Source organism: Pseudoalteromonas piscicida (assembly GCF_002208135.1).
Lineage (GTDB): Bacteria > Pseudomonadota > Gammaproteobacteria > Enterobacterales > Alteromonadaceae > Pseudoalteromonas > Pseudoalteromonas piscicida_A.
Map to the genome: position 1 here is coordinate 3,215,811 of NZ_CP021646.1, position 26,704 is coordinate 3,242,514.

Annotated in this window: 22 protein-coding genes and 2 pseudogenes; 18 read left to right on the top strand and 6 right to left on the bottom strand. The window is 44.1% G+C overall.

Translation table 11 applies throughout. From position 1 onward, the window contains the following. Positions 1–26 precede the first annotated feature (26 nt). Positions 27–1,691, bottom strand: coding sequence for an alkaline phosphatase (locus tag B1L02_RS14900; protein ID WP_088531658.1), 1,665 nt, complete (start codon positions 1,689–1,691; stop codon positions 27–29). A 175-nt stretch (positions 1,692–1,866) separates the two neighbouring features. After that, on the bottom strand, positions 1,867–3,081 hold the full coding sequence (locus B1L02_RS14905; RefSeq protein WP_088531659.1) for a cation:proton antiporter: 1,215 nt from the start codon (positions 3,079–3,081) through the stop codon (positions 1,867–1,869). 210 nt (positions 3,082–3,291) lie between these two features. Between B1L02_RS14905 and B1L02_RS14910 the strand changes: the two genes are divergently transcribed. The 18 genes and pseudogenes from B1L02_RS14910 to B1L02_RS14995 all read left to right on the top strand — a co-directional run bounded on the left by B1L02_RS14910 (position 3,292) and on the right by B1L02_RS14995 (position 22,493). Beyond that, the gene (locus tag B1L02_RS14910) at positions 3,292–6,087 is read left to right on the top strand and encodes a TonB-dependent receptor (protein WP_088531660.1); all 2,796 of its coding nucleotides are present in this window, start codon (positions 3,292–3,294) and stop codon (positions 6,085–6,087) included. A 196-nt stretch (positions 6,088–6,283) separates the two neighbouring features. Beyond that, positions 6,284–7,518: pseudogene (locus B1L02_RS14915) on the top strand (DUF5690 family protein). Positions 7,519–7,535: 17 nt separating this feature from the next. Continuing rightward, positions 7,536–8,345 (top strand): phosphonoacetaldehyde hydrolase, encoded by an 810-nt coding sequence (gene phnX, locus B1L02_RS14920; RefSeq protein ID WP_088531661.1) that lies wholly within the window; start codon positions 7,536–7,538, stop codon positions 8,343–8,345. Then, the gene (locus B1L02_RS14925; protein ID WP_088531662.1) at positions 8,345–9,763 is read left to right on the top strand and encodes an FAD-dependent oxidoreductase; all 1,419 of its coding nucleotides are present in this window, start codon (positions 8,345–8,347) and stop codon (positions 9,761–9,763) included. The genes phnX and B1L02_RS14925 overlap by 1 nt, the downstream gene beginning before the upstream one ends. Beyond that, the gene (locus B1L02_RS14930) at positions 9,760–10,308 is read left to right on the top strand and encodes an HD domain-containing protein (RefSeq protein ID WP_088531663.1); all 549 of its coding nucleotides are present in this window, start codon (positions 9,760–9,762) and stop codon (positions 10,306–10,308) included. The genes B1L02_RS14925 and B1L02_RS14930 overlap by 4 nt, the downstream gene beginning before the upstream one ends. Positions 10,309–10,388: 80 nt before the next feature. Then, positions 10,389–11,081 (top strand): UTRA domain-containing protein, encoded by a 693-nt coding sequence (locus tag B1L02_RS14935; protein ID WP_088531664.1) that lies wholly within the window; start codon positions 10,389–10,391, stop codon positions 11,079–11,081. Positions 11,082–11,647: 566 nt separating this feature from the next. Next, the gene (locus B1L02_RS14940) at positions 11,648–11,971 is read left to right on the top strand and encodes a hypothetical protein (RefSeq protein ID WP_088531665.1); all 324 of its coding nucleotides are present in this window, start codon (positions 11,648–11,650) and stop codon (positions 11,969–11,971) included. Then, on the top strand, positions 11,932–14,034 hold the full coding sequence (locus B1L02_RS14945) for an aminotransferase class I/II-fold pyridoxal phosphate-dependent enzyme (protein ID WP_088531666.1): 2,103 nt from the start codon (positions 11,932–11,934) through the stop codon (positions 14,032–14,034). Before B1L02_RS14940 ends, B1L02_RS14945 begins: the two co-directional genes overlap by 40 nt. Positions 14,035–14,050: 16 nt before the next feature. Continuing rightward, positions 14,051–14,287, top strand: coding sequence for an acyl carrier protein (locus B1L02_RS14950; protein ID WP_088531667.1), 237 nt, complete (start codon positions 14,051–14,053; stop codon positions 14,285–14,287). Then, positions 14,278–15,918, top strand: coding sequence for an AMP-binding protein (locus B1L02_RS14955; RefSeq protein ID WP_088531668.1), 1,641 nt, complete (start codon positions 14,278–14,280; stop codon positions 15,916–15,918). The genes B1L02_RS14950 and B1L02_RS14955 overlap by 10 nt, the downstream gene beginning before the upstream one ends. After that, positions 15,915–16,328 (top strand): gluconate 2-dehydrogenase subunit 3 family protein, encoded by a 414-nt coding sequence (locus tag B1L02_RS14960; protein WP_088531669.1) that lies wholly within the window; start codon positions 15,915–15,917, stop codon positions 16,326–16,328. Before B1L02_RS14955 ends, B1L02_RS14960 begins: the two co-directional genes overlap by 4 nt. Continuing rightward, positions 16,318–17,897, top strand: a pseudogene (locus B1L02_RS14965) (GMC family oxidoreductase). The gene B1L02_RS14960 and the pseudogene B1L02_RS14965 overlap by 11 nt, the downstream one beginning before the upstream one ends. A 1-nt stretch (position 17,898) precedes the next feature. Next, a complete protein-coding gene (locus tag B1L02_RS14970; RefSeq protein ID WP_088531671.1) occupies positions 17,899–19,188 on the top strand; it encodes a phytoene desaturase family protein in 1,290 nt (429 codons plus the stop codon). Next, the gene (locus B1L02_RS14975; RefSeq protein ID WP_088531672.1) at positions 19,188–19,370 is read left to right on the top strand and encodes a hypothetical protein; all 183 of its coding nucleotides are present in this window, start codon (positions 19,188–19,190) and stop codon (positions 19,368–19,370) included. Before B1L02_RS14970 ends, B1L02_RS14975 begins: the two co-directional genes overlap by 1 nt. A gap of 103 nt (positions 19,371–19,473) precedes the next feature. Continuing rightward, positions 19,474–20,175: a hypothetical protein gene (locus tag B1L02_RS14980; protein ID WP_088531673.1), complete on the top strand. Its 702-nt coding sequence runs from the start codon at positions 19,474–19,476 to the stop codon at positions 20,173–20,175. Then, positions 20,176–20,898: an SDR family NAD(P)-dependent oxidoreductase gene (locus B1L02_RS14985; protein ID WP_088531674.1), complete on the top strand. Its 723-nt coding sequence runs from the start codon at positions 20,176–20,178 to the stop codon at positions 20,896–20,898. It begins immediately after the preceding gene. 11 nt (positions 20,899–20,909) lie between these two features. Beyond that, a complete protein-coding gene (locus tag B1L02_RS14990; protein ID WP_088531675.1) occupies positions 20,910–21,518 on the top strand; it encodes a VTT domain-containing protein in 609 nt (202 codons plus the stop codon). A 27-nt stretch (positions 21,519–21,545) separates the two neighbouring features. Beyond that, on the top strand, positions 21,546–22,493 hold the full coding sequence (locus B1L02_RS14995) for a helix-turn-helix domain-containing protein (RefSeq protein WP_088531676.1): 948 nt from the start codon (positions 21,546–21,548) through the stop codon (positions 22,491–22,493). A 27-nt stretch (positions 22,494–22,520) separates the two neighbouring features. Here B1L02_RS14995 and B1L02_RS15000 read toward each other — a convergent pair whose 3' ends face one another. From B1L02_RS15000 to B1L02_RS15015, 4 genes are all read right to left on the bottom strand, one after another. Continuing rightward, complete coding sequence (locus B1L02_RS15000; protein WP_088531677.1) at positions 22,521–23,204, bottom strand: hypothetical protein; 684 nt, start codon at positions 23,202–23,204, stop codon at positions 22,521–22,523. Between the two features lie 200 nt (positions 23,205–23,404). Further along, positions 23,405–24,511, bottom strand: a complete 1,107-nt coding sequence (phnW, locus tag B1L02_RS15005; protein ID WP_088531678.1) for a 2-aminoethylphosphonate--pyruvate transaminase — start codon at positions 24,509–24,511, stop codon at positions 23,405–23,407. A 179-nt stretch (positions 24,512–24,690) separates the two neighbouring features. Then, positions 24,691–25,704, bottom strand: coding sequence for a UDP-glucose 4-epimerase GalE (gene galE / locus B1L02_RS15010; protein ID WP_088531679.1), 1,014 nt, complete (start codon positions 25,702–25,704; stop codon positions 24,691–24,693). A gap of 60 nt (positions 25,705–25,764) precedes the next feature. Then, complete coding sequence (locus B1L02_RS15015) at positions 25,765–26,649, bottom strand: hypothetical protein (protein WP_088531680.1); 885 nt, start codon at positions 26,647–26,649, stop codon at positions 25,765–25,767. Positions 26,650–26,704 lie beyond the last annotated feature (55 nt).

A 26,704-nucleotide genomic window follows, 5' to 3' on the forward strand; every position in this document is an offset into this window, starting at 1 on the left:
AAGTTACTTAAATCTAGGTACTTGGTTTATTCAGTTAAACCTAGCGCAGTCATCATTTTGTTTGCAACGTCCACATGGTGCTGCATGGTTGAGAACTGCTTAGTGACGCCAGCAGGGCCGAACGTATAAACTGGTACTGGTGCAGCCGTATGCGTGCCGGTACCCCACACTACGCTTTGCTCTGAAGCAATCGCGCGAGCGATTTTTCCAGTGTAGTCTTCTTTGGCGTATACGTAGAAATCACTAAAGTCTTCAAACGCTGGGATCATATCAGCGCTATTTTCATCGTATACACTCTGACCGACTTTTGTAGCATTATCTAGCGTCACCGTGTAAGCCGTCATATCTTCAATGGTCGCTTTCCAAGTTGGGCCCGATACATTCTCATAGGCTTCATCAGGCGCAGCTTCTGCAAGGATATCGAAGAAAGTGCCTGTTTGCGCGTAAAGCTTGTCTAGTTGCGCAAGCGGGCCAAAGTTAAATTTGGGATGATATTCTTTAGCAACACCATTTACATACATGCCATCGCCAGACAGCGTCTGTGCTTCTGGACGCTCATGTTTTGAATAACTAAAGCCAAAACTACCCGTTTCGTGATCCGCAGTCACAACAACTAGGGTGTCGTTACGGTCTTTTACCCACTCATGAACAGCTTCAACAGCTTCATCAAATTTAAGCAACTCGTTTAACATCCAGCCCGCATCGTTTGCGTGGCCTGCCCAGTCAATTTGACCACCTTCAATCATTAAGAAAAAGCCATCTTCATCTTTAGACAAAATATCAAGCGCTTTCACCGTCATTTCTTTTAATGAAGGCTGAGTACAACTGTTGCTTTGTTGACATGCTTTGTAAGCAATTGCGTCGCTCATACCAGAGTTTGCGAATAGACCTAATACTTTTTCGCCTTCAAAGCTGCTTAATTGTGCTTTATCAAATGCAAGGCCATAACCATGTTGCTCTTTTGCTTCAACAACTAGGTTAGTTTCATCTCCACGCTTTGATTTTTTGTATACGCTGCTAGGCATACCAAGCGCGTCAAGCTGTGCTTTTACTTCAGCGTTGTCAGGCGTGCTCTTTGGTACGAATACCCGTGCGCCACCAGATAACATCACATCAACGCTGCCAGAGCGAACCAATTGCTCAGCGATTTCAGCTTCGTATGAACGGTGCGGCATATGTGCAGCAAATGCCGCTGGTGTGGCGTGAGTAATACGCGTATCAGAGACAAGACCCGTCGCTTTGCCTGCAGCTTTGGCTTTCTCTAAGATAGTCGCTACTTTATTGCCATCGGCATCAAGACCTATCATTTCTGAGCCTGCGGCAAGGCCAGTAGCTAATTGTGTCGCCGAACAGGCAGAGTCAGTCACTAGACTACCAGTGGCGCCATGCGGTGCATTCATTGAAAGGCCTAAATGACCACCCGCAGCAAGTTTAGAAAGCGCTGTTTGATTGCCTTTGTTGTTATAAGTTGAATTTGGCGCACGCTGAGCATACTCTTCAAGTAAGCCAACTTGCTGTGGCCCCATACCGTCACCGATCATAAGGATCACATTCTTTACTTGAGTCACTTCTTGCACTGGTACTTCTTTGATGACTTCAACTTCTTTGATCACCTCAACGGTTTTTGTATCGTCATCACATGCGGTAAGTAGAATTGCAGAGATAGCAACTGTAAGTAACTTTTTATTCATTGTACTGTTCCTGAAACGTAATATTTGTCTGTAAGGCGGGCACAGTCTAGGCGCGTTGCATGACTTTTTTATTTCAGCAAAGTGACAAAAAATATTTTATTTCACAATGAGTTACAATATAACAATACAATTAAGATGCGCAACTGCATGGTACAACAGTTGCGCTTTAGAGTAATTACTCTCGACCAGAAGTACTGGTAAATAATTTAGAAATGGGTCGACTGGATAGTCCAAATAGAAAGATACTCAACAACACCGTTGCCATTGCCACTTGAGTAATTTGCAAACCATTTGGCAACTCTTCGCTGAGTAGCATTAAGGTTAGTACCACTGAAGCCAATCCCTTGGGACCAAACCAAGCTAAAGTAAAGCGCTCTTTGGTTGTCAGGTCGCCACCTAATAAACAGAGGAACACAGGGATCAATCTAAACAAGGCGGTTGCCAACACCGCGTACACCCAAACCTGCCACTCGATTACCGCCAATAGCACCACACTGGCCGACAGACCAAACACAATCCAAATCATAAAAGCCGCAAACTCGGCGAGGTGCTCCCCTTCTTCGATAAGCTGATCTTTAAATTCATCACGATAATATTTATCAAATAACAAACCACTGACAAAAGCGGCGATAAAACCACTGCCGTGCAGTGCTTGGGTAGCGGAGAAAACCAAAAATGCGATGCCAACAAAGAGGAAAGGACTGGTTTTAGAGGCAAAATAATGATGTTGATAGGCACGTTTAAGTAACCAAATGATTACCCCGGTCAGTAACCCCGCGACAACGAGTGCTATCCCTACTTCTCGAATAAAAATCCAAGCAAATGACTCAGTGGTCGCTTGCATTCGTTCTGCTAATACACCCAGTAAAAACAGAAATACCGGAATACACAGGCCGTCATTCAAGCCACTTTCCACATTGATTGCCTCGCGTAATCTGGTGGGCACAGACTTATCCTGAATGAAGGTTTTGCATAACGTGGCATCAGTTGGGGTAATGATCACTGCAATTAAAAAACAAGCCAACCAAGATAATTGAAACAGCTCATGGGCCACCCAAGCGCCAAATACCATGGTTAATGGCAGCCCGAGTAACAACTTAACCGGTAACTGGAAGCTGTGAGATAACACCCGTAATCGCGTTTTTGCAGCATCGGAAAATAAATAAATCGCAAGCGTCAGCTCAATAATCGGCAACCAAGTTTGTAGGCCATTAATGTCTACCGCTAAAGCTTGTTGCCCTCCCTCAATATTGCCAAGCACAAAGCCTATCGCCCCACCCGTTAGCACAAACCACATAGGTGCAGTGAGCTCCGCCCTATCTAGTTGTCGAGCTGTGATGCTATAAATAAAAAGAGAAAGTCCAATCGCCGCAATCAAAGCATAAATCACGTTGCCATTCCTTTACTGAAAACCTGCTGCTGATAAAACGAGTATGACAAATCTTACGAGTCTAGGTAAGCCGAGTTTGCAAAAACACCTCCTGTTAGTAAGTTAATTTTTCACCTTTGTGTCATCGGACTGTAAAAAACCGTCATTACTCTATCCGCAACAAACTGGACTAGACCAAAAAACTTAACCCAAACTTTTGAGAAAAGAGCAATGAAAAAACTAACCCAAATCGCTGCTGCCGTGTTACTCGCCACCAGTCCCAGCTTATATGCTGCGACAGGTAAACTCATTGGTGTTGTAAAAGACCCACAAAGTAATCTGTCTGGCGCAGTTATCTCGGTAAAAGGCCAAGATGTATCCACGGTATCTGATTATCGTGGTCGCTTTGAACTGCCAAAACTGGATGCTGGTCGCTACACCTTAGTCGTGAAATATATGGGTTATCAGGAAACTGAACTTCAGGTTGAGGTGATTGATGGCAAAGTCACTACCTTGTCTCCAATCTTATTAAACCAACAACAAGCGATGGAAGAAGTGGTCACGGTTGGGCAAATCTTCCGTGGCGAAATGGCCGCTGCAAATAACCAAAAAAATGCCAGTAATATCAAAAGTATCATTTCTGCCGATGGGATTGGTAAATTACCAGATAGAAATGCCGCTGAAGCCGTGCAACGTATTCCAGGTGTGTCGATAGAACGTGACCAAGGTGAAGGCCGTTTTGTTGCAGTGCGTGGTTTACCATCACAGTGGAGCTCGGCCAGTATCAACGGTAACCGCCTTCCAACCGCAGAAGAAGAAACCACCAGCCGCGCCACTGCGTTCGACTTTTTTCCAAGCGAATTGATTGAGTTTGTGGAAGTGTCTAAAGCTATCACCCCTGACATGGAAGGCGATGCGATTGGCGGTAATGTTAATTTCGTGACCAAAAAAGGCGCTGATGACTTTATCCTCAAAACCAACTTTGCTGTGGGTCAAAACGAACTGGCCGATGGCACAAATTATTCTGCCAATGTGGTGTATGGCGACCGTCTACTCGACGACAAGCTAGGTTTTATCATTAACGCCACTGCGTGGCAGCGTGATTGGGCAACCGATAACTATGAGCCGCGCCGGGGTAACGATGGCTTAGGCATTTACCGTTTAGAGCTGCGTGATTATACCGGAACCCGTGAAACTTACGGCTTAAATGGCTCGCTGGAATATCAACTTGAAAGCGGCACGCTCAGCGCCAGCGCGCTATATGGCACACTGATTGATGATGAAACCCACTATAAGCACAGGCTGCGTTTTGATAAAGACCGTGCTGAGCTGCAGCATATTCGCAACGAACTCATCACCGAAATGCAAGGCTTTGAAATTGCAGGTGAACATGACTTTGGCTTTGATAAAACGCTCTCTTGGCAACTAGCCACGTACGAAAATGAGTTTCGCTATGGCGACAAACCCAACAGTGAAGACAATAGCTATTTTGTCGCCCGTTTTGATCAAAAAAATGTGGGATATGTTGGACTTGAAGACCGCGATACCGGTAAAAATTATGCCTACAACCAAGTAGACGGCGGCAGTGACCCTTGGAACGCCATCAGTAATCACTTCCCCTCGGGCTTTACACTCGATCCAAGCAAAATGGGCTTGTCTTGGGTTGAGCTATACAAGGTCTACGTCAACGAAAAAGACAGACTGGTGGCCAATGCCGACTTTGACTGGCAATACAATAACCAGCTAGCCGTTAAATTTGGGGCGAAATACCGTGACAAAGTCCGCAAAGCTGACTTTGCCGATGAATTTTACGCGTGGGACAGCGAACAATATGGCGCAGCGCCAACGCTTGCAGACTTTGCCTTAAGCGATCAACCCGGTCGCAGCGATTACTTAAGCGAAGCCAAGTTTGATTATCGCACGCAGTTGTCGCAGGTGGCTTCCACCGATGCTCTTGCTCAGTTTTGGACGCAAAATCGCAATAAGTTCAAGCTAGATGCGGGTGAATCAGCACTCATCAGCAACGGTGGAGCACTGGGCAGAAACTTTGATGTTGAAGAAACCCACGCCTCGCTCTACGGTATGGCAACTTACCAAGCCAGCGACAACTGGGAAGTATTAGGCGGCTTACGCGTTACCCGCACCGATACAGTAGTGTCTGGTTACACTTATTTAGCCGACGAAGACAAAGTTGTTGATACCACCAACAGCAATGATTATTGGTCAATTTTACCTGCACTACATGTTACCTATCGTGCCAATGACGATACCAATTATCGCCTCGCACTAACTCGCACCTTTGCCCGTCCTGATTTTGGTTCGTTAACACCAGGCGCAACTTACCTTGAGCAAGACAACCAGCTTAACTCAGGAAATCCAGCGCTCGACCCTACCTACTCAAATAATCTCGACTTGATGGTGGAACATTATTTTGACCGCGTTGGTTTGGTCTCTGCGGGGGTATTCTACAAAGATATCCAAGACCCAATCTTCCAAGCCACCAGCGTTGGCAATTACAACAACAAGCAAGGCGTGACCATTATCCGTCCTGAAAACGGCGATAGCGCTTGGCTTGCGGGCATTGAGCTGGCGTTTAATCGCGACCTTGGTTTTATTTCTGACAGTTTGAGCAACTTTGGAGTAATGACCAATGCGACCTTTATGGATTCTGAAATGCAGATCCCAGAGCGCACAGAAAAAGTGGCTATTCCACGTCAAGCTAATGAGCTTTATAACTTTACGCTGTATTACGACGACACCCGTTTTGCAGCTCGAATAGCGCTTAATCATAAAGGTGCTTATATCGAAGAGCACGGCGGTGATAGCCAGTCGGATAGCTACTATGGCGCCAATACCAGCGTCGACTTTACGACGTCATACCAACTTAACGAACAAACGTTAGTTTACCTAGAGCTGAGTAACCTCACCAATGAAGCATTGCAGTACTACCAAGGTGAGCAAGGTCGTCCATTACAGGTGGAATACTATGGTATCCGCGGCATGGTCGGCATTAACTACCAATTTTAATACCAATTCACTTGATTAAGCCGATTGGTATACACCGGTTGACGGGCAATCCACAAAGGATTGCCCTCGAATTACCGAGGATCCTATGATGTTGCAGATCACCCTATTTAACGCCCGCCCGCGCTGGCTAAAAGACGCTCAAGGTATCGGCTTTGTGCTATTTGCCGCGACCAGTGCGTTTATGACTTACTTTTGTATGTACGCCTTTCGTAAGCCATTTTCGGTCAATACCTATGAAGCCTTTGATGACCCGAGCTGGGTTGTCAGCTTTAAAATTGCCCTGATTTTATCGCAAGTGTTTGGCTACCTATGCGCGAAATTTATCGGCGTTAAAGTGATTGCTGAAATGCGGCATCATTATCGCGGCCGTGCGATTTTGGGTATGATTTTAGCCGCCGAGCTCGCTCTGGTGCTATTTGCCATCACTCCTACGGGCTGGAATCTGGTTTGGCTGTTTGCCAATGGCCTCTCCCTTGGCATGATCTGGGGTTTGGTTTTTAGCTTTTTAGAAGGTCGTAAAACCACCGAAATCTTAGGTGCGGTACTCAGCGTGACTTTTATTCTTGCCTCTGGATTGGTCAGAACCGTAGGCAAATGGCTGGTGAGTGAACTCAATGTGCCTGAACTGTGGATGCCAGCAGCAACCGGAGCGATTTTTCTGCCGCTGCTTGTACTTAGCGTTGCTTGTCTAAATAGCATCCCAGAGCCGACACAAGAAGATGAACAATTACGACAAAAGCGCGCGCCAATGGATGGCAAAGCCCGGCTGGCGTTTTTTAAACAGTATTGGTTTGGAATAACTGTACTGGTGCTTAGCTTTTTACTCTTTACTGGCTTTCGTGACTTTAGAGATAACTTCTCAGCCGAGATCTGGCAGGCCTTAGGTTATGGGCAAGAACCCGCGATTTTTGCTTATGCCGGGATCCGCATCGCCTTTATCGTGCTCATTGCGCTTGCCGCTTTGGTGTTAATTAAAAATAACCGCATCGCATTTTTTGCCAATCATGGCTTTGTCTTACTCGGGGCTTTACTGCTGGCTGGCAGTACGTATTTATACCAAACCCAAAGCCTAGATCCTAAAACTTGGATGGTACTGCTGGGGCTGGTCTTTATATCAGTTATATCCCCTATAACTGCTTTTTGTTTGACCGCATGATCTCAGCGGTTGGCTCGACTGCGAACGCAGGTTTTTTAATTTATCTGGCGGATTCGGCGGGCTACATCGGCTCAGTGGGCATTTTGCTCTATAAAACTTTTGCCACACCTGAGCTCAGTTGGCTGCACTTTTTTACCATGGCTTGCTACTGGGTGGCGTTTATCGCAAGCGCCCTCGTAGTGAGTTCAATTATTTATTTTGCCGTGAAATTAAAGCGACCACGTAAGGCGTCAACGCAACTACGCGCCACGGCACTTTCATCACATATTTCCTAGCTAGGAGTCTTAGCAACATGAAACACATTGAAGCGTTAATTTTGGATTGGGCAGGTACTGTGGTCGACTATGGTTCGATTGCCCCTACCAGCATATTTGTTGAAGCATTTAAGCAAGCGTATCAATTTGATATTTCCTTAGCTGAAGCGCGCGGTCCTATGGGAATGGGCAAATGGGATCACATTAATACCTTGCTACAAATGAACAGCGTCCGCACCCGCTGGATAACGCAATTTGGTCAGGCACCGAGTACAGCAGATGTTGATCATATTTATCAAACCTTTATGCCGCTTCAACAGGCAAAAGTCGCCGACCGAGCTGCCCCCATTCCGGGCGTGCTTGCGGTGATCAAACGATTACAACAACAAGGCGTTAAGATTGGTAGTTGTTCTGGGTATCCCAAGCCTGTGATGGATGTACTAGTGCCTGCCGCTGCCGATTATGGTTATCAGCCAGATTGTGTGGTTGCCAGTGATGAATGTGCGGCTGGCTCTCGCCCAGGCCCTTGGATGGCATTAGAAAACGTACAACGACTTGGAATTAATCGCGTATCAGGATGCGTAAAAGTCGATGACTCTGCGCCGGGAATAAGCGAGGGATTAAATGCCGGCATGTGGACAGTTGGACTTGCTTTAACAGGTAATGCGGTGGGGCTTAGCGAAGAAGAATGGACGGCGCTCGGTCACGAAGAACAAAGTGCACGCTCACTAAGCGCTTATCAGCAACTTGGCGAAGCCGGTGCGCATTATGTGATTGATTCACTAGCCGACATCGAAATGGTCTTGGTGGATATTTCTGCTCGTATCGCTCGTGGAGAGCGCCCGTAATGCGTTTTCAGCCTTTTTGGTTTGATGAAGCAATCACTCAAGCCGATATTGAAGCCGCAGTAAGCGCGCCGCCTCATGGCGCGTTGGATACCCAAGTTTGTATCATAGGTGGCGGCTTTACTGGCCTTTGGACAGCCATAACGCTGAAAAAGCAAAAACCTGAGCTGAATATCGCCATTATTGAAAAAGACCTCTGTGGACAAGGCGCTTCGGGTCGTAATGGCGGAGCTATGCTGACATGGTCGACTAAATTTGCCAGCTTAATTAAAGCGTTTGGCTTAGAACAAGCCTGCTTTTTAGTGCGCCAGTCTGAACAGGCCGTTCATGACATTAAAGCCTTTACCAGTAAACACGGGATTGAATGTGATTGCCGCGTCGATGGCACTTACTATACGGCTTCTAATCACAGCCAGCGTAATGCCTTTGGCCCCATTACCACCCTACTCGAGCAACACCAGCTTAATGCGTGGCAAACACTGGATAAAGCGCAGTTACAAGCAACCGGTTCTAATGCTAACCTTGCTGGAATTTACTCCCCCCACGGGGGTAGTGTTCAACCCGCCAAGCTTGTGCGTGGACTGATGAAAGTGGCAAAAACCCTTGGGGTCAAGGTATTTGAACACACCCGCTACCTAAAGCACCAAGGCCAAGACACGCTAACCATTACCACAGACAAAGGCGAGATCAGAGCCAATCAGCTGGTATTTGCCGTTAACGCTTGGCTGCCAAGCTTATTGCCGCAGTTTTCTCGCAGCGTAGTGTTGGTTTCGAGCGATATGGCGATCACCACCCCTGCGTCTGAAAAGCTTGCAGCAATGGGGTTGAACCACGGCGCTCCGGTGATTGATGCACGCATTTTTGTGAATTACTACCGCACCACCTCAAGCGGTCGATTAATGCTTGGCAAAGGCGGAAATTATTTTAGTTTCAATAACCAAGTGAGAGAGACCTTTCACCGTGCTAGCCGTTATCAAGCCATTCTTGAACGCTCATTTAGCCATTTCTTTGCACATCATCAGCTTGAGATAGAAAGAACCTGGACCGGACCTTCAGACCGAAGTGTCTCTGGCATGCCTTTCTTTGGTCATTTAAATGGTCAAGCTAATGTGTTTTATGGCAGTGGTTACTCGGGCAACGGCGTGGTGCAATCCTATTTAGGTGGACAAATCTTAGCGAGTCTACTGCTTAGTCAACATAACAACTGGCGTCACTGCGCCTTGGTCAACCAAACGCTTAAACAGTTTCCCGTCGAGCCATTTCGCACCGTGGGGGCCTTAATGATGAGAAATGCCATTCGCCGTAAAGAAAGCGCTGAGGATAACAACACGCCACCGCATAAACTCGATGTTTGGCTAAGCAAGCTTAGTGGCAGCGCAGCAAAATTAGACTCGAACGTAAAGCAGGAATATATAAAGTGAATGCCATTGCACAAATAAAACAGCTATTCGAGCAATATGGTCATGCCACCTATGACGAGGCATGTAGCCAAATTTGCCATGCCGAGCAATGCGCCACCCTAGCGAAAGAAAATGGTTATGAGCAAGCGACTCAAATCGCTGCATTTTTACATGATATTGGCCATTTTGTTGCTCAATCTCAGAATAACCCAGATTTTACCCCACAAGGGTATAGCAATCATGGCGATTTAGGAGCAGATCACTTAACTCAACTTGGTTTTGACCCCTCGGTGACAATATTGGTGCGCAAACACGTAGATGCGAAACGCTATCTCGTCAGTATTGATGAGGAGTATTACCAAACCCTCTCTTCTGCCAGCCAACTGACTCTAGCAAGACAAGGCGGAAAGATGAGCTGCGAAGAACTTGCGGCATTCTCCAAGCTGCCAGAATTGGACGCCATTATCGCGCTGCGTCGTTTTGATGATTTAGGGAAAGATCCAAATTTAGCCGTTTTGCCTAGTAGCTATTGGTTTAGCCAGATAGAAGCCTATTTGGCGAGTTAGGCCAATCTGAGTTTACAAGTCTATTTATCCTGTCATAAAACGATAGTAAGCTTGTCACAAAAGGTTTTATCGACTCAATTATGCTGCTTTATCAACGTATTCGAAACCATATCCAAGCGCTGCTAGCCGCTGGCAGCATGACGCCCGGTGCCAAGTTGCCTTCAGAGCGTGCGCTGCAAGAAACATTTAGCTCAACACGGATCACCGTCCGTGAAGCCCTAGCACGACTAGAAGCCGAAGGACTTATCTTTAGCCAAAAGCGTCGCGGCTGGTTTGTCACGCCAGAAAAACTCAAATGGCATCCAGCTAAAAAAGTGAACTTTAACCACCTTGCCATTGAACAAGGCTTTACACCAACAACTCAAGTAGTGGCAATTAATGCCCCGTCCACAGAGCCTGAGTTTAGCCACTCTCATTTTAACGGCCAGCCTGTGTATGAATTAACTCGAGTACGCGCGTTAGATGGTCGCGCAATAATGATGGAACAGATTTATTGTGCGGCCGAACGTTTTGCCGACTTACACAACCAACCGCTGGATGGCTCAATCACAGAAGTAATGTCGACTCACTACCAAGTTGACGTCAGCTTTGAACAGTGCGTAATAAGCGTCACCGTATTACCCGATGACGTTGCCGACAAATTAGAAAAGAACAGCGGCGCACCTTGCTTAAAAGTACTGCGCGCCCGCTATGACGCCGAACAAGCATTGGTGGATTACAATATTGAATATTGGCTCCATGACGCCATAGAGATGATTGTTGAAGGCGTGTAACCCCATAGCTCAGCTTTAGCAGCCTTTGCACATTAATCACACGGTAGACACTATCATTACATTGAATATCGACATCAACATCGACATCACGACGCCATCGAAATGAATGATCTTTGAGGAGGGAACTTTCAAAAAGTCAGAACATAGATATATTCTTCCCTTCGAATTAGCGCCAAACAACAAGGCTTTTTTGTCCCCCAAAAATCAATATCAGAAAAAACTAAAAATTACCATTGTTAATTTTTAGTTTTAAATTATTTCAATCAGACTTTTTAATCTTCCTAATTATCTGTTAGCAACAAGGCTGCATCTAGAGTAAAAGTTCTAAGTAAAGGCTTATTATCTTTTTTATATAATATTTGTAACCACACAAGCCAAATCTAATAAAAAATAGGAGTAAAATTCGAGCGACACCTGCAAAAAAAGGAAACAATTGAAAAACAAAAATAAAACACTTTATAAACACAAAATCATCAAAATTAATTCAATTAAAAAAACAAACCCAAAAACAAAATAGAATACGTACAAAGTTGTTCCTTAATTGACCGCAACTCCAAGGAACAACAATGGAAAATAAACAACAAGAAATAGCCACAACAGTGTACCGATCCTTATCGGAAATAGAGGAACAAAAGTGGGACTCAGCAGGAGAGTCTACAGGGTTAGATCACAAGTTTTTAAACATTGTCGAAGAGTCTAAACTCAATAACCTTGCTCACTTTTATATCCATCATCAAAGTCATGATGCCTCAGCTAGAGCTAATTGCTATGTCGTTGATTTTGACTTTGCAACCACGGATCAAAGTCTTAGCGAGATAATCCCCCTATCAAAGCTTGGTTCCCCAAGTTTATGGACTTCAAAGTATTTGAGCTTGGTTTATTTACTATGATAGGCGATGGATTTGAGTCCACCTCAAATGCTGAGGCGTTTCTTATCAAAACCATAGAAACCATGGAAGTGCTCGGAGGAGAATGTCATAACGACTTCTTTTTAATTAGAGATATTCCCACCTCACAAATAGAATACCTCGCCACATTACTCAAACCATACGGCTACTTGCCCTGCTCAGGTTTTACAAATGCCGTACTTTATAATCAATGGTCAACTTTTGATGCGTACCTTGATTTTCAAAACAGTAAAACAAGAAACAAAATGAGATCGGCTTTAAAGCTAGAAGAGAAGTTTGGCATCAAAGTTGAGGTAACCAAAGATTTCAAGCATCTAAGCAAGGAAATGGAGCGGCTGTGGCAAAACGTAAATAAAAACTCGAAAGACTATAGTAGAGAACAGCTAACCGCTGATTTTTTTCTACAGACCCAGCTAAACTGCCCAGAAAACAGTGAAGTGATCACCTTGACCTATCAAGGTGAATTAATCGCCTTTATGTATAACTTAATTGGCGATGATGACTATATCATGCTTGATTGGGGCGTTGATTATAACTTCGAACATTATAAAGCGGCTAATTTATACCGGGCAGCGTCACTACTGAGCATAAAGCGCATGATCGAGCTGAAAAAAGCACGTCTGGAACTTGGTATAACAAATTATACGCCTAAGTTATTTCTAGGCGCGACACTCGAGCCAAAAGCATTTTTTGTTAAACACAAAAATGACCCAGAGTTATCTGAAGCACTTGCAAGAACCCTCACGGATAATATTCACCACGCTGAGAAGTTAAGCTTTACAGATAAAGCGGGCAACGTGAGTGAAGTAGATGAGCAATACTGGCGTGATTATATTCATCAACTTCTTAATGGTGTTACACATACCGATGTACTTTATAAGGCTAAGCAATACAGCGACAATCTACAACTCAAGCTTGCCGGTCTTTATGGCTTTTACCCTGAGTTTTATAGTGGACAATATTCCACTATAAAGAATGAAAAAAATGAAGACATTATATTACTTGGCACTAATTCATATTTAGGTCTTAATACTGATCCTCGCTTAATTGAAGCTGCAACCACTGCGACCCAGCACTATGGAACAGGTTGTTCTGGCTCCCCCTTACTCAATGGCACGCTTGATTTACACACAAAACTAGAAAAGTCCTTAGCAAACCTGACCAATAAACAAGCCGCCTTGCTTTGTAGTACTGGCTACCAAACTAACCTAAGTGCACTCTCTGCAATAGCAGACAAAGATACTTTGGTGTTGATGGATGAGAGAAATCATCGCAGTTTATATGATGCAGTTAAACTTTCGGGGGCGCAAATCAAGGTATATGCACACAAGGACTACCAGCAGCTCACTCGAATTTTACAAAGAAATCAAAATAGGCCATCGCTTATCGTTAGCGATACCGTATTCAGTATGGAAGGCACCACAGCCGACCTTAACGCACTGGTGACAATTAAAAAAACCTTTAATAGCCGTCTTTTTCTGGACGAATCTCATGCGATGGGCGTTGTCGGCGTTTATGGCGAAGGGTTGGCGGTTGCCTCAGGGCTGGATAATGACGTCGATTTAATAATGGGGACATTTTCTAAGTCGTTTGGGGCGCTTGGAGGCTTTGTCTCTGGGGATAAAAAAGTAATTGACTACATCAAGCACCACGGAAGCGGCCATATTTTCTCTGCAAGCTTACCCGCCAGTATCTGCGCAACGGTATTAGCGAGCATTAACATATTTAAAGAAGAGCCACACCGAAGAGAAAAATTAAAAGAGTTAACACAATACCTGTCTCAAAAACTAAAACACATTGGTTTCAATGTACAAGGCAGTGAAAACGTCCCCATTATTCACCTGATCCTTGGGCATGGAACCTTGGCATTTGCCGCCTATAACATCCTGTTAAAACGCGGGGTATACGTCAATCCTATTATGCCACCAGCAGTTCCACCAGAAGAAGCTGGATTTCGTATTAGCCTGATGGCCAACCACAAAGCCGCTGATATTGACAAAGCCATCGTCGAATTTACTCGCTTATATCAAGAAATAAACCAATAACTTCAAAGGAATAATCATGATGATACAGACATTAGTTTTAACTGTTCTTGAACAAAAATATACAAAAAACAAAGTACACACACAAAGCAGATTAGTTGAGGATTTGGGGCTGGATTCATTGAAGATAATGCAGCTACTTTCCGACCTTGAAGATTCATTTGACCTGTCACTTCCTGATGTCGACTTTCAGTCTATTAACACTGTCGAGAAGTTGTCTTTATTTATTGAGAGGGAGTCATCCGTATGCGCTTAAGTTATCAGCTCGCAAGTTCGACCCCAACACGTGACGTTTTCCTTGCAGCCCTAAATGAAAAACAAGCTGGGATCTATTTTTATCAAAGTGACTTAAAAACCAAAGAATTTTTGACTTACTTTGAAATTGCGCAACAAGCTAGAACATTCATTCCGATGTTAAGCGCATTAGGCATAAAACAAAAAACGCGGGTGTTACTCTGTGCGGAAAATACCAAAGAGTTTGTTATTGCTTGGTTTGCGCTATTACAAATAGGCGCGGTACCGGTGCCAATGCCACCGTCAGCAACTCTCGCAGGTGATAATCAGTTTGCAGCTCGGGTAGAGCCTATGCTGGCTCATCATGAGCACTTTATTTGTCGCCAAGGAGACGTTGATAAATTAGCAACAGCAAACATCACATTTATTAATATTGCTGGATTTTCAAACTGTCTAGAGAGCGATAGTTCACCGATTACATTACCTTCTTTTGCTGACAGTGATGAAGCATTTATACAATACACTTCTGGCTCCACATCGGCGCCAAAAGGCATAGTGATCAACTATCGAAATATTGTCGAAAATACAGCAGCATTAGCCAGTGCGACTCAGACTGACAAGCAGCCAACCTTTCTAACTTGGCTGCCGCTGTACCATGACTACGGGTTAATTTGTAATTTCATGCTGTGTTTATTACAAGGTTATGATCTTATCATTACCTTGCCCATGGCTTTTATAAAGCGTCCAATTAAGTTTTTACAGCTGGTAGGTGAACACCAAGCAACGTCGATGTGTATGCCGAACTTTGCCTTAGAACATATACATAAAGCGGTAGTGCAAAAACAAGCAGCGCTGGATTTAGATCTTTGTTCAGTGCAATGGTGGTCAATTGGTGCCGAGCCCATTTCTGTGCAAGCAATGGAAAACTTGTACGAAGTGTTATCTCCTTACGGCTTAGCCGCTACGGCACTATCGCCATCTTATGGACTTGCTGAAGCAACGGTAGGCGTGAGTGTCTCGCGTCCCAATACACCATATGAAACCGCATTGCTTAATCAAAGAAAAGTCATACTCAACGGACAACCTATTAATGGCCTAGAAATAGAAATCAGAAATAAAGATAAGCAGGGTTTTGGGGAGCTGTGGCTACGTGGAGATAGCATAGCAAAACATGCCTATGTTGATGGAAAGAAACTCTCAATCACCGATCCCAAAGGTTATGTGTTTACAAAAGATATTGCCGCTATTATTTCAAATCAGGTAGTCATCTCAGGCCGTCAAGATGAAATGATATGCCTACGCGGAGAAAATATATTTCCCTATGACATCGAAGCGCTTGTACGACAACTTACTGAACTTCCAATTCGCCGTGTAGCATGCTTTTTTGTACCGACGAACAACAACGTAAAAACGGTCTTGATGTATGAGTCAAAAGAAAAGCATGTCCACCTACATGAGCAACTTCATCAACAAATATTTGCCCATATCGCTGCACATAGCACATTAAAAGTAGATGAAATGATAGCGGTTCCGACCAAAGCGGTTCCTGTTACAACTTCTGGCAAAATTCAAAGAACGAAAGCCAGAAATCAGTATATTCAAACCGGATATAAAGATATTGCAGTGTTAAGAACAACGAGGGCAAGCGCATGAACCTGACTCAAAAACATATTTCAGTCATTGAGGCACTTTGTGTCGGTGTGATCCCTACATCCGATACTGTTGGGGCGAAAGAGTTACCAGTCGCTGAGATGATAGCCTTAGTTTACGAATATTGGCCAGAGTTTAAAAAATCAAGCTTTAGAGAATCACTTGATGCCGTAGACCAATTTTGTTTTCAACTATTCAATATTCATTGCGCTAGCGTCTCTCAAGCACAAGCATTGATGTTGGTGAATGAGATCAGCTGGAAAGAAGAATTTTCCAGCTTTTGGGTGCCGTTTCGCGTGATGTGTGTACTTAATTATTATGGCCATCCCGAGGGGGCTGCTTCAATAAACATGCCTGGCCCTTCGATTGATACCGGTGGATATACGTCACAAGGAGAGCGAAATGGAATTTGATTATGATGCGATTGTCATTGGCGCAGGGGCTGCTGGTGCAGTTTACATTTCCAAACTTGCCGCAGCAGGTCTGCGCATTTTAGCGATTGAAAAAGGTCCGCATTATCGCAATCACAAACAAGATTTTTTTGAGAGTGAATTGGCGATATTTAAGCTACTTTGGGACAACAACCAATACAAAGTTGAGGGTAAAGCATTTAGAGCAACGCCTAATCTAGGTCAAGCCGTTGGCGGTGGTACATTAGCTTGGACAGCGGTTGCACTGCGTTTTTTTGAACATGACTTTAAGTTTGCCTCAAACTGGGGAATTCCGCAGTCTTCGTCTGTAGCAGATTGGCCAATTGAATACAAAACACTCGCCAGACATTATGACGAAGCGGAGCGTGTAATGGGGGTATCAGGGAGCACCACAGCGTGGGACTTACCCAAAGCACCACCCCCACCCAACCCTCCGATTGATCTTTATAGAAGTTCAGCACTATTTAAGCAGGCATTTGAGCGCTTGGGTATGAACTGGGCGCCAGGGCGTATTGCAACCAATTCAGTCAGCTATCAAAACCGTTCCTCTTGCTTGCATTGTGGACACTGCCGAGCAGGATGCCGTGTAGATGCTAAATACCAAGCGGATAAAGTGCTGATTGAACCGGCCTTGCGCACAGGGCTAGTAACCCTAAAAACCGAATCCTTGGTGACACGATTAGAAACTACTCAAAATGGTAAACGTATTTCAGCGGTCAACTACTTGGACTTAGCAACAGGAGAACGTCATCAAGCCAGTGCACGGTTTGTTATTGTTTGCAATAACCCCATTGAGACACCAAGGTTACTGCTTTCATCTACAAATGATGCACATCCCTTTGGTATTGGAAATCAATACGATCAAGTGGGTCGCCACTTTTTCTGCCACCTCGGCACTATTGGACTGGGAACAACCGGTCAAGATTTAAGGATGTCTGTTGGACATAATATGGGAAACATTATGTCTTTAGATTTCTGTGAAGATAGAACTAACAATGGCTATTCAGGAGGGTATACATTACTGAGCCTTAATGGCTCAGGTGCTGGTGTCGCTGCACTTGACCCTTTAGTACAAGTGAATGGCCATGAGCTCAAGGCAATAATGAAAGAATACAATAACAGCTTAATGCTACTTTCTTTCATTGAAGGGCTACCCTCACCAGATAATCGAATAACGCTTGTAGAGGGAGAGTATGATCAGTATGGCATGCCACTAGCTAAAGTGACCTACAACTACCTTCCCAACGATTTAATGGCACTTCAAGCAGCACAACACCGTATTCGTGATGTGCTTTATGCCGCAGATGCGTCAAATGTACATATTTCCCCTGAGTTTGAAGCGCACCCAATGGGCACCATGAGAATGGGGAATAACCCCATACTTCAGTCACTAATTCCTTTGGCAAAGTGCATGGTGTCAATAACTTATATATTGGAGGTGCCTCGTTATTTGTCACCGGTAGTTCCGTTAACCCTACTCTCACTATTCATGCACTCGCACTTAGAAGCTGTGAAAAGATAGTAGAGCAATGGCAGGAGCGAAATAATTAATATGAGTAATCCAGATATCATCGTGATAGGCGCAGGACTTTCTGGTCTTTGCACTGCACTCACACTCGCACAGCAAAATAAACACGTTTTCCTCATTGAGCAGTTAGACAGGTTTGGGGGATTATGTGGTCAGCATGATGTGAATGGCCATAGTTACACCATAGCATGCAACGATTTTGGTAATGGCATGATAAATAGCCTAAAACGCTTAGGCGTGAAAACACAATTTGAAAAGAAAAAAAGCCGAGTCTTTTATGAAGGTGAGACGATAGACACCCCAATTGACTTTATGTTTCTTCTCAAACTGATGAAATCGCCACAGCAGTTTGCAGCCTTACTTAAAGGAATACGGCAATACCGCCGCACTTCACCGCCGCTGGTCACTATTTCAGATTTTACTAACGCCTATTTAAAGCCTGGCCGTATAAAAGACATTGTTGAGATCCCAGCTTACCTAATGGGTACCTCCCCTGCTGACTTTAATTTGAAATACTTGGCCTATGAAACTGAATACAAATATGGCTATAACAACCCAGGAGTGCCAGTTGGTGGACCTAATCAATTAGTTAGTGATCTCGTAGCAGCATGTTGGGATCATGGCGTAACTTTGCTCAAAAATACTACGGTGACTGAGGTCAATGAAAAAGGCACCCATATTGAAGTGACAATGAGTGCTGCACAGAAGGTTAGTACCATCTCAGCCGCTAAGATCATTGATACGCGCCCTCATACCAAGGATTATCCGCCCGATACAAAACAGGGAATGATGCTATGCCAGCTACGCCTATTAACAAAAAACCATACTTTTGACAGCCGTTATCATACCTACCTGCACTATCCAAAGGATGGTGGCAACGCGATGGACAGGCTAGATAAAGGGCAATGGTGCACTCAGTTTCCTTTTCACTTTTTCCCAAACCCAACATCAGATAACGAATATACAGCGATAAATGTATTTTTTTATCAACCAAGAGGCATTACACATCTCGAGGAAGCAAAACAGCAACAACTACTCGACTATATACTTACGTGTATAGACAAAATGCTACCCAAACTTTCTGATAGCATAGTTGAACATCACTTTTTCGATGCACAATCCTTTTTTGATGAATTTCATCAATGGCCGCAGGTCATGCCATTTATCTGGCATGGCAACAAACCATCTAACCAAACCGGCAGTCAACATATATTTCGTGGTGGGCATACAGCCTACCCACCGGGCGATCATGCTGGTGCAGCTGTTTTATCCGCCGAAATTGTCAGCAACTTAGTGATGAAGGAGACCCCCTAATGGATCAACAAAGACGAAAAATTATCAAACTGATGGCTACGGGTAGCGCAATGGTCACTTTAAGCCCAAGCCTACATGCCAATCAGTTACTTGAGAAAAAAGTAAAATTACCACCGCAAGTTGGAGGAGGTATGTGTGGTGTCGATCTGAGTAAATACTATTTAAACGATAACAAAACTTGATAACAGGAGGGTTTTCCCCTCCTTTTATTTCTGGCGCGAATATTCAATAAGTTCTCTCTTCCTTTAATTACATTACGTAAATAGCACTGGAAAAGGAAAAGACATGACAGAAATGAACTCCCTACAAACTTGGCTCACTACAGCGCAGGTGAGTAATAAAAAACATCTCAATTCACGCGCCATGTTTGCATACAGCTTACAAATTGATGCGCTAACGGGCGGCCATTTCAAGGCTCGTCGTAGCTGGAAAAGTGCAAGTGATGAAGAAATAGCCGTTGAGGAGGTTGTGTGGTGTCAACAACACGGGCTGGTTAGCGCGCAAATGTCCCAACCCCATTTACAAGAAAAAGGCTGCTTAGAAGTCAACCAATTTAAAGGCATTAGCGTATTGAGTAGCTATCGGACTAAGCATAGCGAAAAAAAGAAACCGCTCATATTTGCAAATTTACCTTGCACATTGCTGAGCGTGCCATTCGAAATTGCAAAGCATTGGCAGGATTTAATGCAAGGCAAGCGTATTCACTTAGATTACACCGTACTCAAAGTACAAGCACATACAGGGATAACACTTCATAAAAAAGAAACAGACTCCAGCACGGTTATCAGTGTCACACCAAAAAAGTGGTTTTGGCGCCTGCTATTTGGTTCAACTGACTTTCATTATGAAAAAGGTTCTCAGCGACTGATTAAAATTGACGGTCTGTTAGAACCGAGAGACCGAAATATAAAGGGTAAGTACGTTGAGTATCTCGGACTGGCGAGATTTGATAAGGCAATCGACTTTGGCTTTTTTAGGGGATTATAAATGACAAAAACGGTATTAATAACTGGCGGCACGCGTGGCGTTGGAGAGGCATTAGTGACACTATGCTTGTCAAAAGGCTATCAGGTTATCGCAACTGGAAGCAGCACCGCTTCAGTTGCCAACGCAAAAACAAAGCAACCAAACGTAAGCTGGTATGTATGCGACTTATCCGAGCAAGCACAGCTCACCTCCTTAGCTAACGAGTTAGAGGGAAAAACTCTGGATATCGTGTTTCATAACGCAGGCGTGCAGCAGCCTAGGGATTTATTTGTAACAAATAATGAAGTCATTTCAGTTGAGCAAGAAACCCAGATTAATTTTACCGCCCCCATCATGCTCACCCGATTATTGTTCGATAATATCCGTCGTAGCAACGGCACTTGGGTATTCGTTACTTCAGGGTTGGCAATCGCGCCAAAGCAAAGCTCACCAATATACTGTGCAAATAAAGCTGGACTACGAGCTTTTTGTAAGTCTTTTAGTGGGCAAATCAAATTACATCAGAGTCAAATCAAGGTCTGTGAGGCCATTCTCCCGTTAGTGGATACCGATATGACCAGAGGTCGGGGCACAGGAAAAATCACGCCAGAACAAGCAGCACAAGAAATCGTTGCTGGCGCTTTGAAAGGTCAAGCAGAAATCAAAGTAGGAAAAATGCGCGCTGTGATGTTACTGAGAAAGTTATTTCCCAATCTCATCGAAAATATCATGTTAAAAGCATAAGGATAGAAACCATGACGACTAAAGTGACATTAGCACGAAGGGTGCTAAATTGGATTTCAGAAAATGGCAAAAAACCTAAAGCAATCGCGGTGCTTTCCGGATTATCGGTTGGTGATTTCTTTGTTCCGGCATTGCCAACTCAAACATCAGTCATGCTACTGGCTTGGCTACAACCAAAAAAAATACTGACCATCGCACTGATGTTTGCAATTGCGGCGGCAGTCGGGTCAAGTATCCTCATTCTCCTCGCCACAATATTAGAAAGCTTTTTACAAAGTGCTATCCCTTCTCAGGATTCCGCTAACTTTGAAAAATGGCAAACATTTAAGCACTACATTAATGAATATGGACTATACGCGTTAGCCTTGATGTCGCTACTTCCGACGCCACCAAGAACCATGGTTGTATTGAGTTTACTGGCTGGAATATCTGGGTATTTGATTGTAGCAACAGTGTTTTTTGGCAAGTTACTGTGGTTCACAGCCGTAGTTCTTATTGTCTCACGTGCACCAAACTGGTTACCCAAAATACCTTGGATAGGAAAGAAGATAGCCAAAACAATTACTTTCCAACAACAGCAGTTAAAACAAAACGTCACGCAACCTATATCAAATAAATAGCCAAAGCTTTGGACAAAAAGACAAAATATGAATAATCATATAGTGCCCCGCAGTGCCGCTTTTGCCAGCAGCACCATGTTAAACTTGCTACAAACAGGGTTAGAGCGGCTTACAGCTGGGTGCTGTTCAAATAATAACGGCTTTAATCATGCGCTTGTCCCGCTTGAAACGAAAAAAGAGTTTGTGTCCTACGTTGCCTCACAATATGGCCTAGAAACATTGCTAAAAATTGCCATTGGTGTTGAAACACTCCTCGATACACCCACTGGCAACGCATTGTTATATCAAAGCTCACCAACATCTCTTATCCATAAATGGCAACGGCTGGAAAAGTATATACATAGTAATCATTTTATTGACTGCGACTTTACCGACACTTACGTAAAGATCCGCCATCGTTCAAGAACCAGCATTCAGCCTTCATGTGCTGAGGACTTAGCGATTTTGGGTGTGCTTTGTGCTTTACTTCATCAAGTTACAGGTAAACCTGTCACACTAAGCCCAACACCTCATACGCAAACGGCTATTTTTAGCTATCCAAGCCTCAAGGTACCAACCCCATTGACGCCTTGCCAAGGACAATACTGGTTTATCCATTGGTCTTGTCCTGATAAAGCTCAAAAGATAAAAAGTGACCACACACTTATGCCAACGGGTGGCTGTATAAAGGAGCAAACCAAAGCGGCCATAGTTAAGTTAGGCCTTTTAGACATCAACATCATAAAAGTAGCTAAGTGGTTGGCGCTTTCGACACGTAGCCTACAGCGACGATTAAAAGAGAAAAATACCAATTTCGCGGTGCTGCTACAACAAGTCAGAGTCCAAAAGGCAAGCCAAATGCTATTGTCAAATAACACTAGTTTTGCAGAGGTAGGGTTTGTATGCGGGTTTTCAGATCAAGCTCACTTTAGCCGCATTTTTAAAAAGTGGACGGGTATGTCACCGAAGCAATATACCCACATCAACATAGACTGATTAACTGCGCTACGCATAACCTTTGTATTACCATAACGGGGAGTTACGGATGAGCGCCACTTGGTTATCTGTATATAGCGCCCCTTGAAACTCCAAATACGCCATTTTTTTGTGTTTATTTACTGGTGCCGGAGTGACGCCTGCGTAAGACACTATGCGGTTTAGATTTTCGTTAAAGTAAATATCAACGCTGTCCATAAAAAGCCACATTCCGAGTGAGCCAGGCCCTACTTGAAAGCGATGCTTTCCTGCCTTTTCACCTTTATATGACACCGTAAAAGGTGCCAGCTTTTTAGCCTTTAAAACCGGTCCTAAACATTTTAGCTTTTCCCCGTTAAGTAGTTGCTCAACGTGCGCTTTGATAAATTCACCAAACAGTTCTGGCAGGCATAACTTGTCAGTATCTTTCTTGTTATCCTGCCAGATCAGCTCACCAGATTGGTCAAAAGCTGTGACGGTATCATCGACAATCAATAGTTTACCTAACTGCGATGGATGCCCCTTCGCTATATCGAGTTCAAAGCGCTCCGCTTGCCATGTCGCTTTGGCTTTATATAAGAAGGAATCTTGCTGTTTAACGTAGTAGGTTTTACTATTTTCACCAAATGTTGCACCTAGTAAAAGCTCAGCATGGACTATTGGGCTAGCAATCGCTAACCACGCAACTGGCACTATCATTTTGTTTTTCAAATAAAGACTTATTCTACTCATGGTTTCGCTCCTTTTAATTATTATCAATGTAAGGGCACGGCCATTAAAATTATTGAATAAATCCGCCATTTACACGTTAGTGTCAACACAAATGAAAAAAGCCAACCGCAGTCCACCTCCTACGCCGTATGCTGGCGGCGAACCAGCACTTAGCTTCAGCAATAGCAATCGCCGCGTAAAGCGCCTCCTACCCTAACGGTTTACCAGTATTTTACTTCCGCGATAGCTTCAAGTAGTCCGCTAATATCTGCGGCATATACTTCGCCAATATTACCGATCCTAAAGCAATCTGCGTTTGATACTTTACCGGGGTAAATCACATATCCTTTTTGCTTTAATGCTTCATAAAAGCGCTTAAACTCATAGCTTTCGTCAATTGGTGAATAAAAAGAAGTGATAATAGGTGAGTGCATGACTTCTGGTAACAAGGCTTCAAAACCTAGGGCTTTCATGCCGCTAACGAGCTGTTTTTGATTTTCACTGTAACGCTTAAATCGCGCAGAAGCGCCTCCCTCTTGCGCCAATTCTTCCAGTGCTTTGGCAAAAGCTCTGACAACATGCGTTGGCGAGGTAAAACGCCATTTACCGTGATGGTTTTCCATGGTTTTCCACTGGGCGTGAAGATCCAGCGAGAGTGAACGTGCTTGTCCTTCAGAGGCAACCAGCAGCGCCGTTTTTGCGATCACAAAACCAAAACCTGGGACACCTTGAATACACTTATTCGCTGAGCTAATGAGAATATCAATTTGCCACTCATGCATATCCATCTCAATACCACCAAAACTGCTCATGGCATCCAGGATCATTACTTTGTTGTGATGTTTCGCAAGCTCCGCTACGCGCTTAGCCGGGTTCAGCATCCCCGTTGTGGTTTCGCAGTGTACCATTGCTACGTGGGTGATCTCAGGGTGTTGCTCAAGCGCTTGTGAGATCTGCTCAAGTTGCGGCAATTCGGTTTCAACAAGATTTAGCGCAATCACATTAATATTTAGATAATTGGCTATCTCAATAATACGCGCACCATAGGCACCATTGTTTATAACCAGCAAAGTGCCAGACTTAGGAATAAAAGTTCCAATAGCCGCCTCTACACTTGCTGTACCACTGCCTTGCATTAAAGTTGCACTGTAGTCGCTGCGATACTGTGGATCTGCAACCGCAATTTCACAAAGCTGCTTGCGAATAACTTGCACCACGCCTTGGTTATATTCATCATCCCAAGTGCACCAGTCTTTCAACATGGCTTCTTTCACGGTGTGGGAGGTACTGAGTGGGCCTGGCGTCAGGAGTAAATAATCGTTGTTCATAACTTGCCTCTAAACTGGTCTATACCAGATTATTTAACCGAGTTTAGGTGACAACGGCATGACAGTTTTATGAAACTAAGATTGATGTAGTAATGATGCTCAATGAAACCTCGCCTTTACCTTAAATGACAAAGGCGAAGAGAGCCAACAGAGGCTCTGGTTGTTCTCCCGAGTTTAGGTTATTTATACCCATTTGGATTATTGCTTTGCCAGCGCCATGTATCTTGCATCATGGCATCCAATCCACGCTCTGCATGCCAGCCTAATTCAGATTTGGCTTTTTCAGGCGCAGCATAACAGGCGGCAATGTCGCCATCGCGACGCGGTTTAATGTCATAGGGTATAGCTTTGCCCGCTGCCTTTTCAAACGCGGTAACCATCTCTAGTACCGAGTAGCCATTGCCGGTACCTAAGTTATAGATATGCGTGCCTGCTGCTACTGCGATTTTCTCAAGTGCTTTTAAATGGCCAATAGCAAGGTCAACCACATGAATGTAATCTCTCACGCCCGTGCCGTCTTTGGTGTCATAGTCGTTACCAAAGACGCCTAAACTCGCCAGTTTACCAACAGCAACCTGTGAGATGTAGGGCAGTAAGTTATTGGGAATACCATTTGGATCTTCACCAATTAACCCCGACTCGTGTGCGCCAACCGGGTTAAAGTAACGCAAAATAGCAAAGGCCCAACGCGGGTCTGATTTAGCGACATCCTGTAGTACCATTTCAACCATCAGCTTTGACGTACCATAAGGGTTGGTTGTGCCACCAACTGGGAAATCTTCACGAATAGGAAGGCTGGCAGGATCTCCATATACCGTCGCTGACGAGCTAAAAACTAGCTTAAATACATTGGCGTCACGCATCGCATCAAGCAGCGTCAACGTACCTTGGACGTTGTTTTGATAATACTCGATTGGCTTTTGAACCGACTCTCCTACGGCTTTTAAGCCTGCAAAGTGGATCACTTCATCAATATCATATTGTGCAAATACACTATCAAGAAATGCCTTATCAAGAATATCACCTTGATGGAATACAGCTTCCTTTCCTACGATCTCAGCGACTCTATGTAATGAAGTCTGCTGAGAATTGCTTAGATTATCTACGACCACTACCTTTTTGCCTTGCTGTAGCAGCTCTAATACAGTGTGAGAGCCAATATAGCCTGCGCCACCTGTTACGAGAATCGTCATATCTATTCCTATGGTTGTTGTCTATGTATTGCGTTTAACATGCAATTTAATGTATCGCTATCAGTCTTCGCTGTGGCATACAAATGCCAGCTTGTTATCAAAAAAGCTCAAGCGAGAAATTGAAGTCTGACAGTAACTTCTTAAGTTTCTCAATAAGTGGACTTTTTTAGGCGCGTTTAAATCTCGGTAATAAATCTTGTTATCCAATGAGTACGCCACTTTGTTATCATCCAACCAAGTATAATCTTGCACTTGACTGGGAAGAGCAAAAAATCGCTGAATATGATCGCTCTCTCTATGGTAGGTTGCGAACCACATCAAACCATTAACTTGATAAGTAAAAGCAAATACGTCACGCGCACGGTTGTAAGACAAAGTTCGACCAATATCTTCGGCAAGAATTTGTGGTAAATGACCGTTAATATCTGTGTATTGTAAGGTATGCGGAGCACTTTCAGTCGCACCTAAAATAAACATAATCAGATCTTGGTTGCTCCCCCAAGCATGATATCCAACGGGTTCAATATGCTCAAAAACACGACTTGGTTTTGTTGCTTGATCAAACGGATAAAACCACAGTTTTTGCTTACCGGATCCCTCAACCACAATCGTCGTTAACCCTTCCCCATTAGGATGCAGTGTGGGTGAATATTCGGAGACAGGAGATTGCGTGAGGTTGGTTGTGTTTTGGCTTTGCAAGTCGTAAAAAAACAGGTCCGTTTGGCTATTGCCATCAGCGCTTACTTCCGCGGTATAGTAAACCCCAGAATCAGTCACTAGCGGCTGATTAAAATACGCGGTGTTTTCGGTAATTGGTTTAGCACTGAAATGTTCACCTAATTCAGCTAGCCAAATTTGGCTTTTGGGCATGGCTGAATACGCAGGTAAACAGGACGCGAAAGCGAATAGACAAACTGCGAGCTTCACACGCATTGAAATGGGCATGGACGTTCCTTTGATTTTTTCATTGTAGTTATATCACTCCACTATGATACCCAAC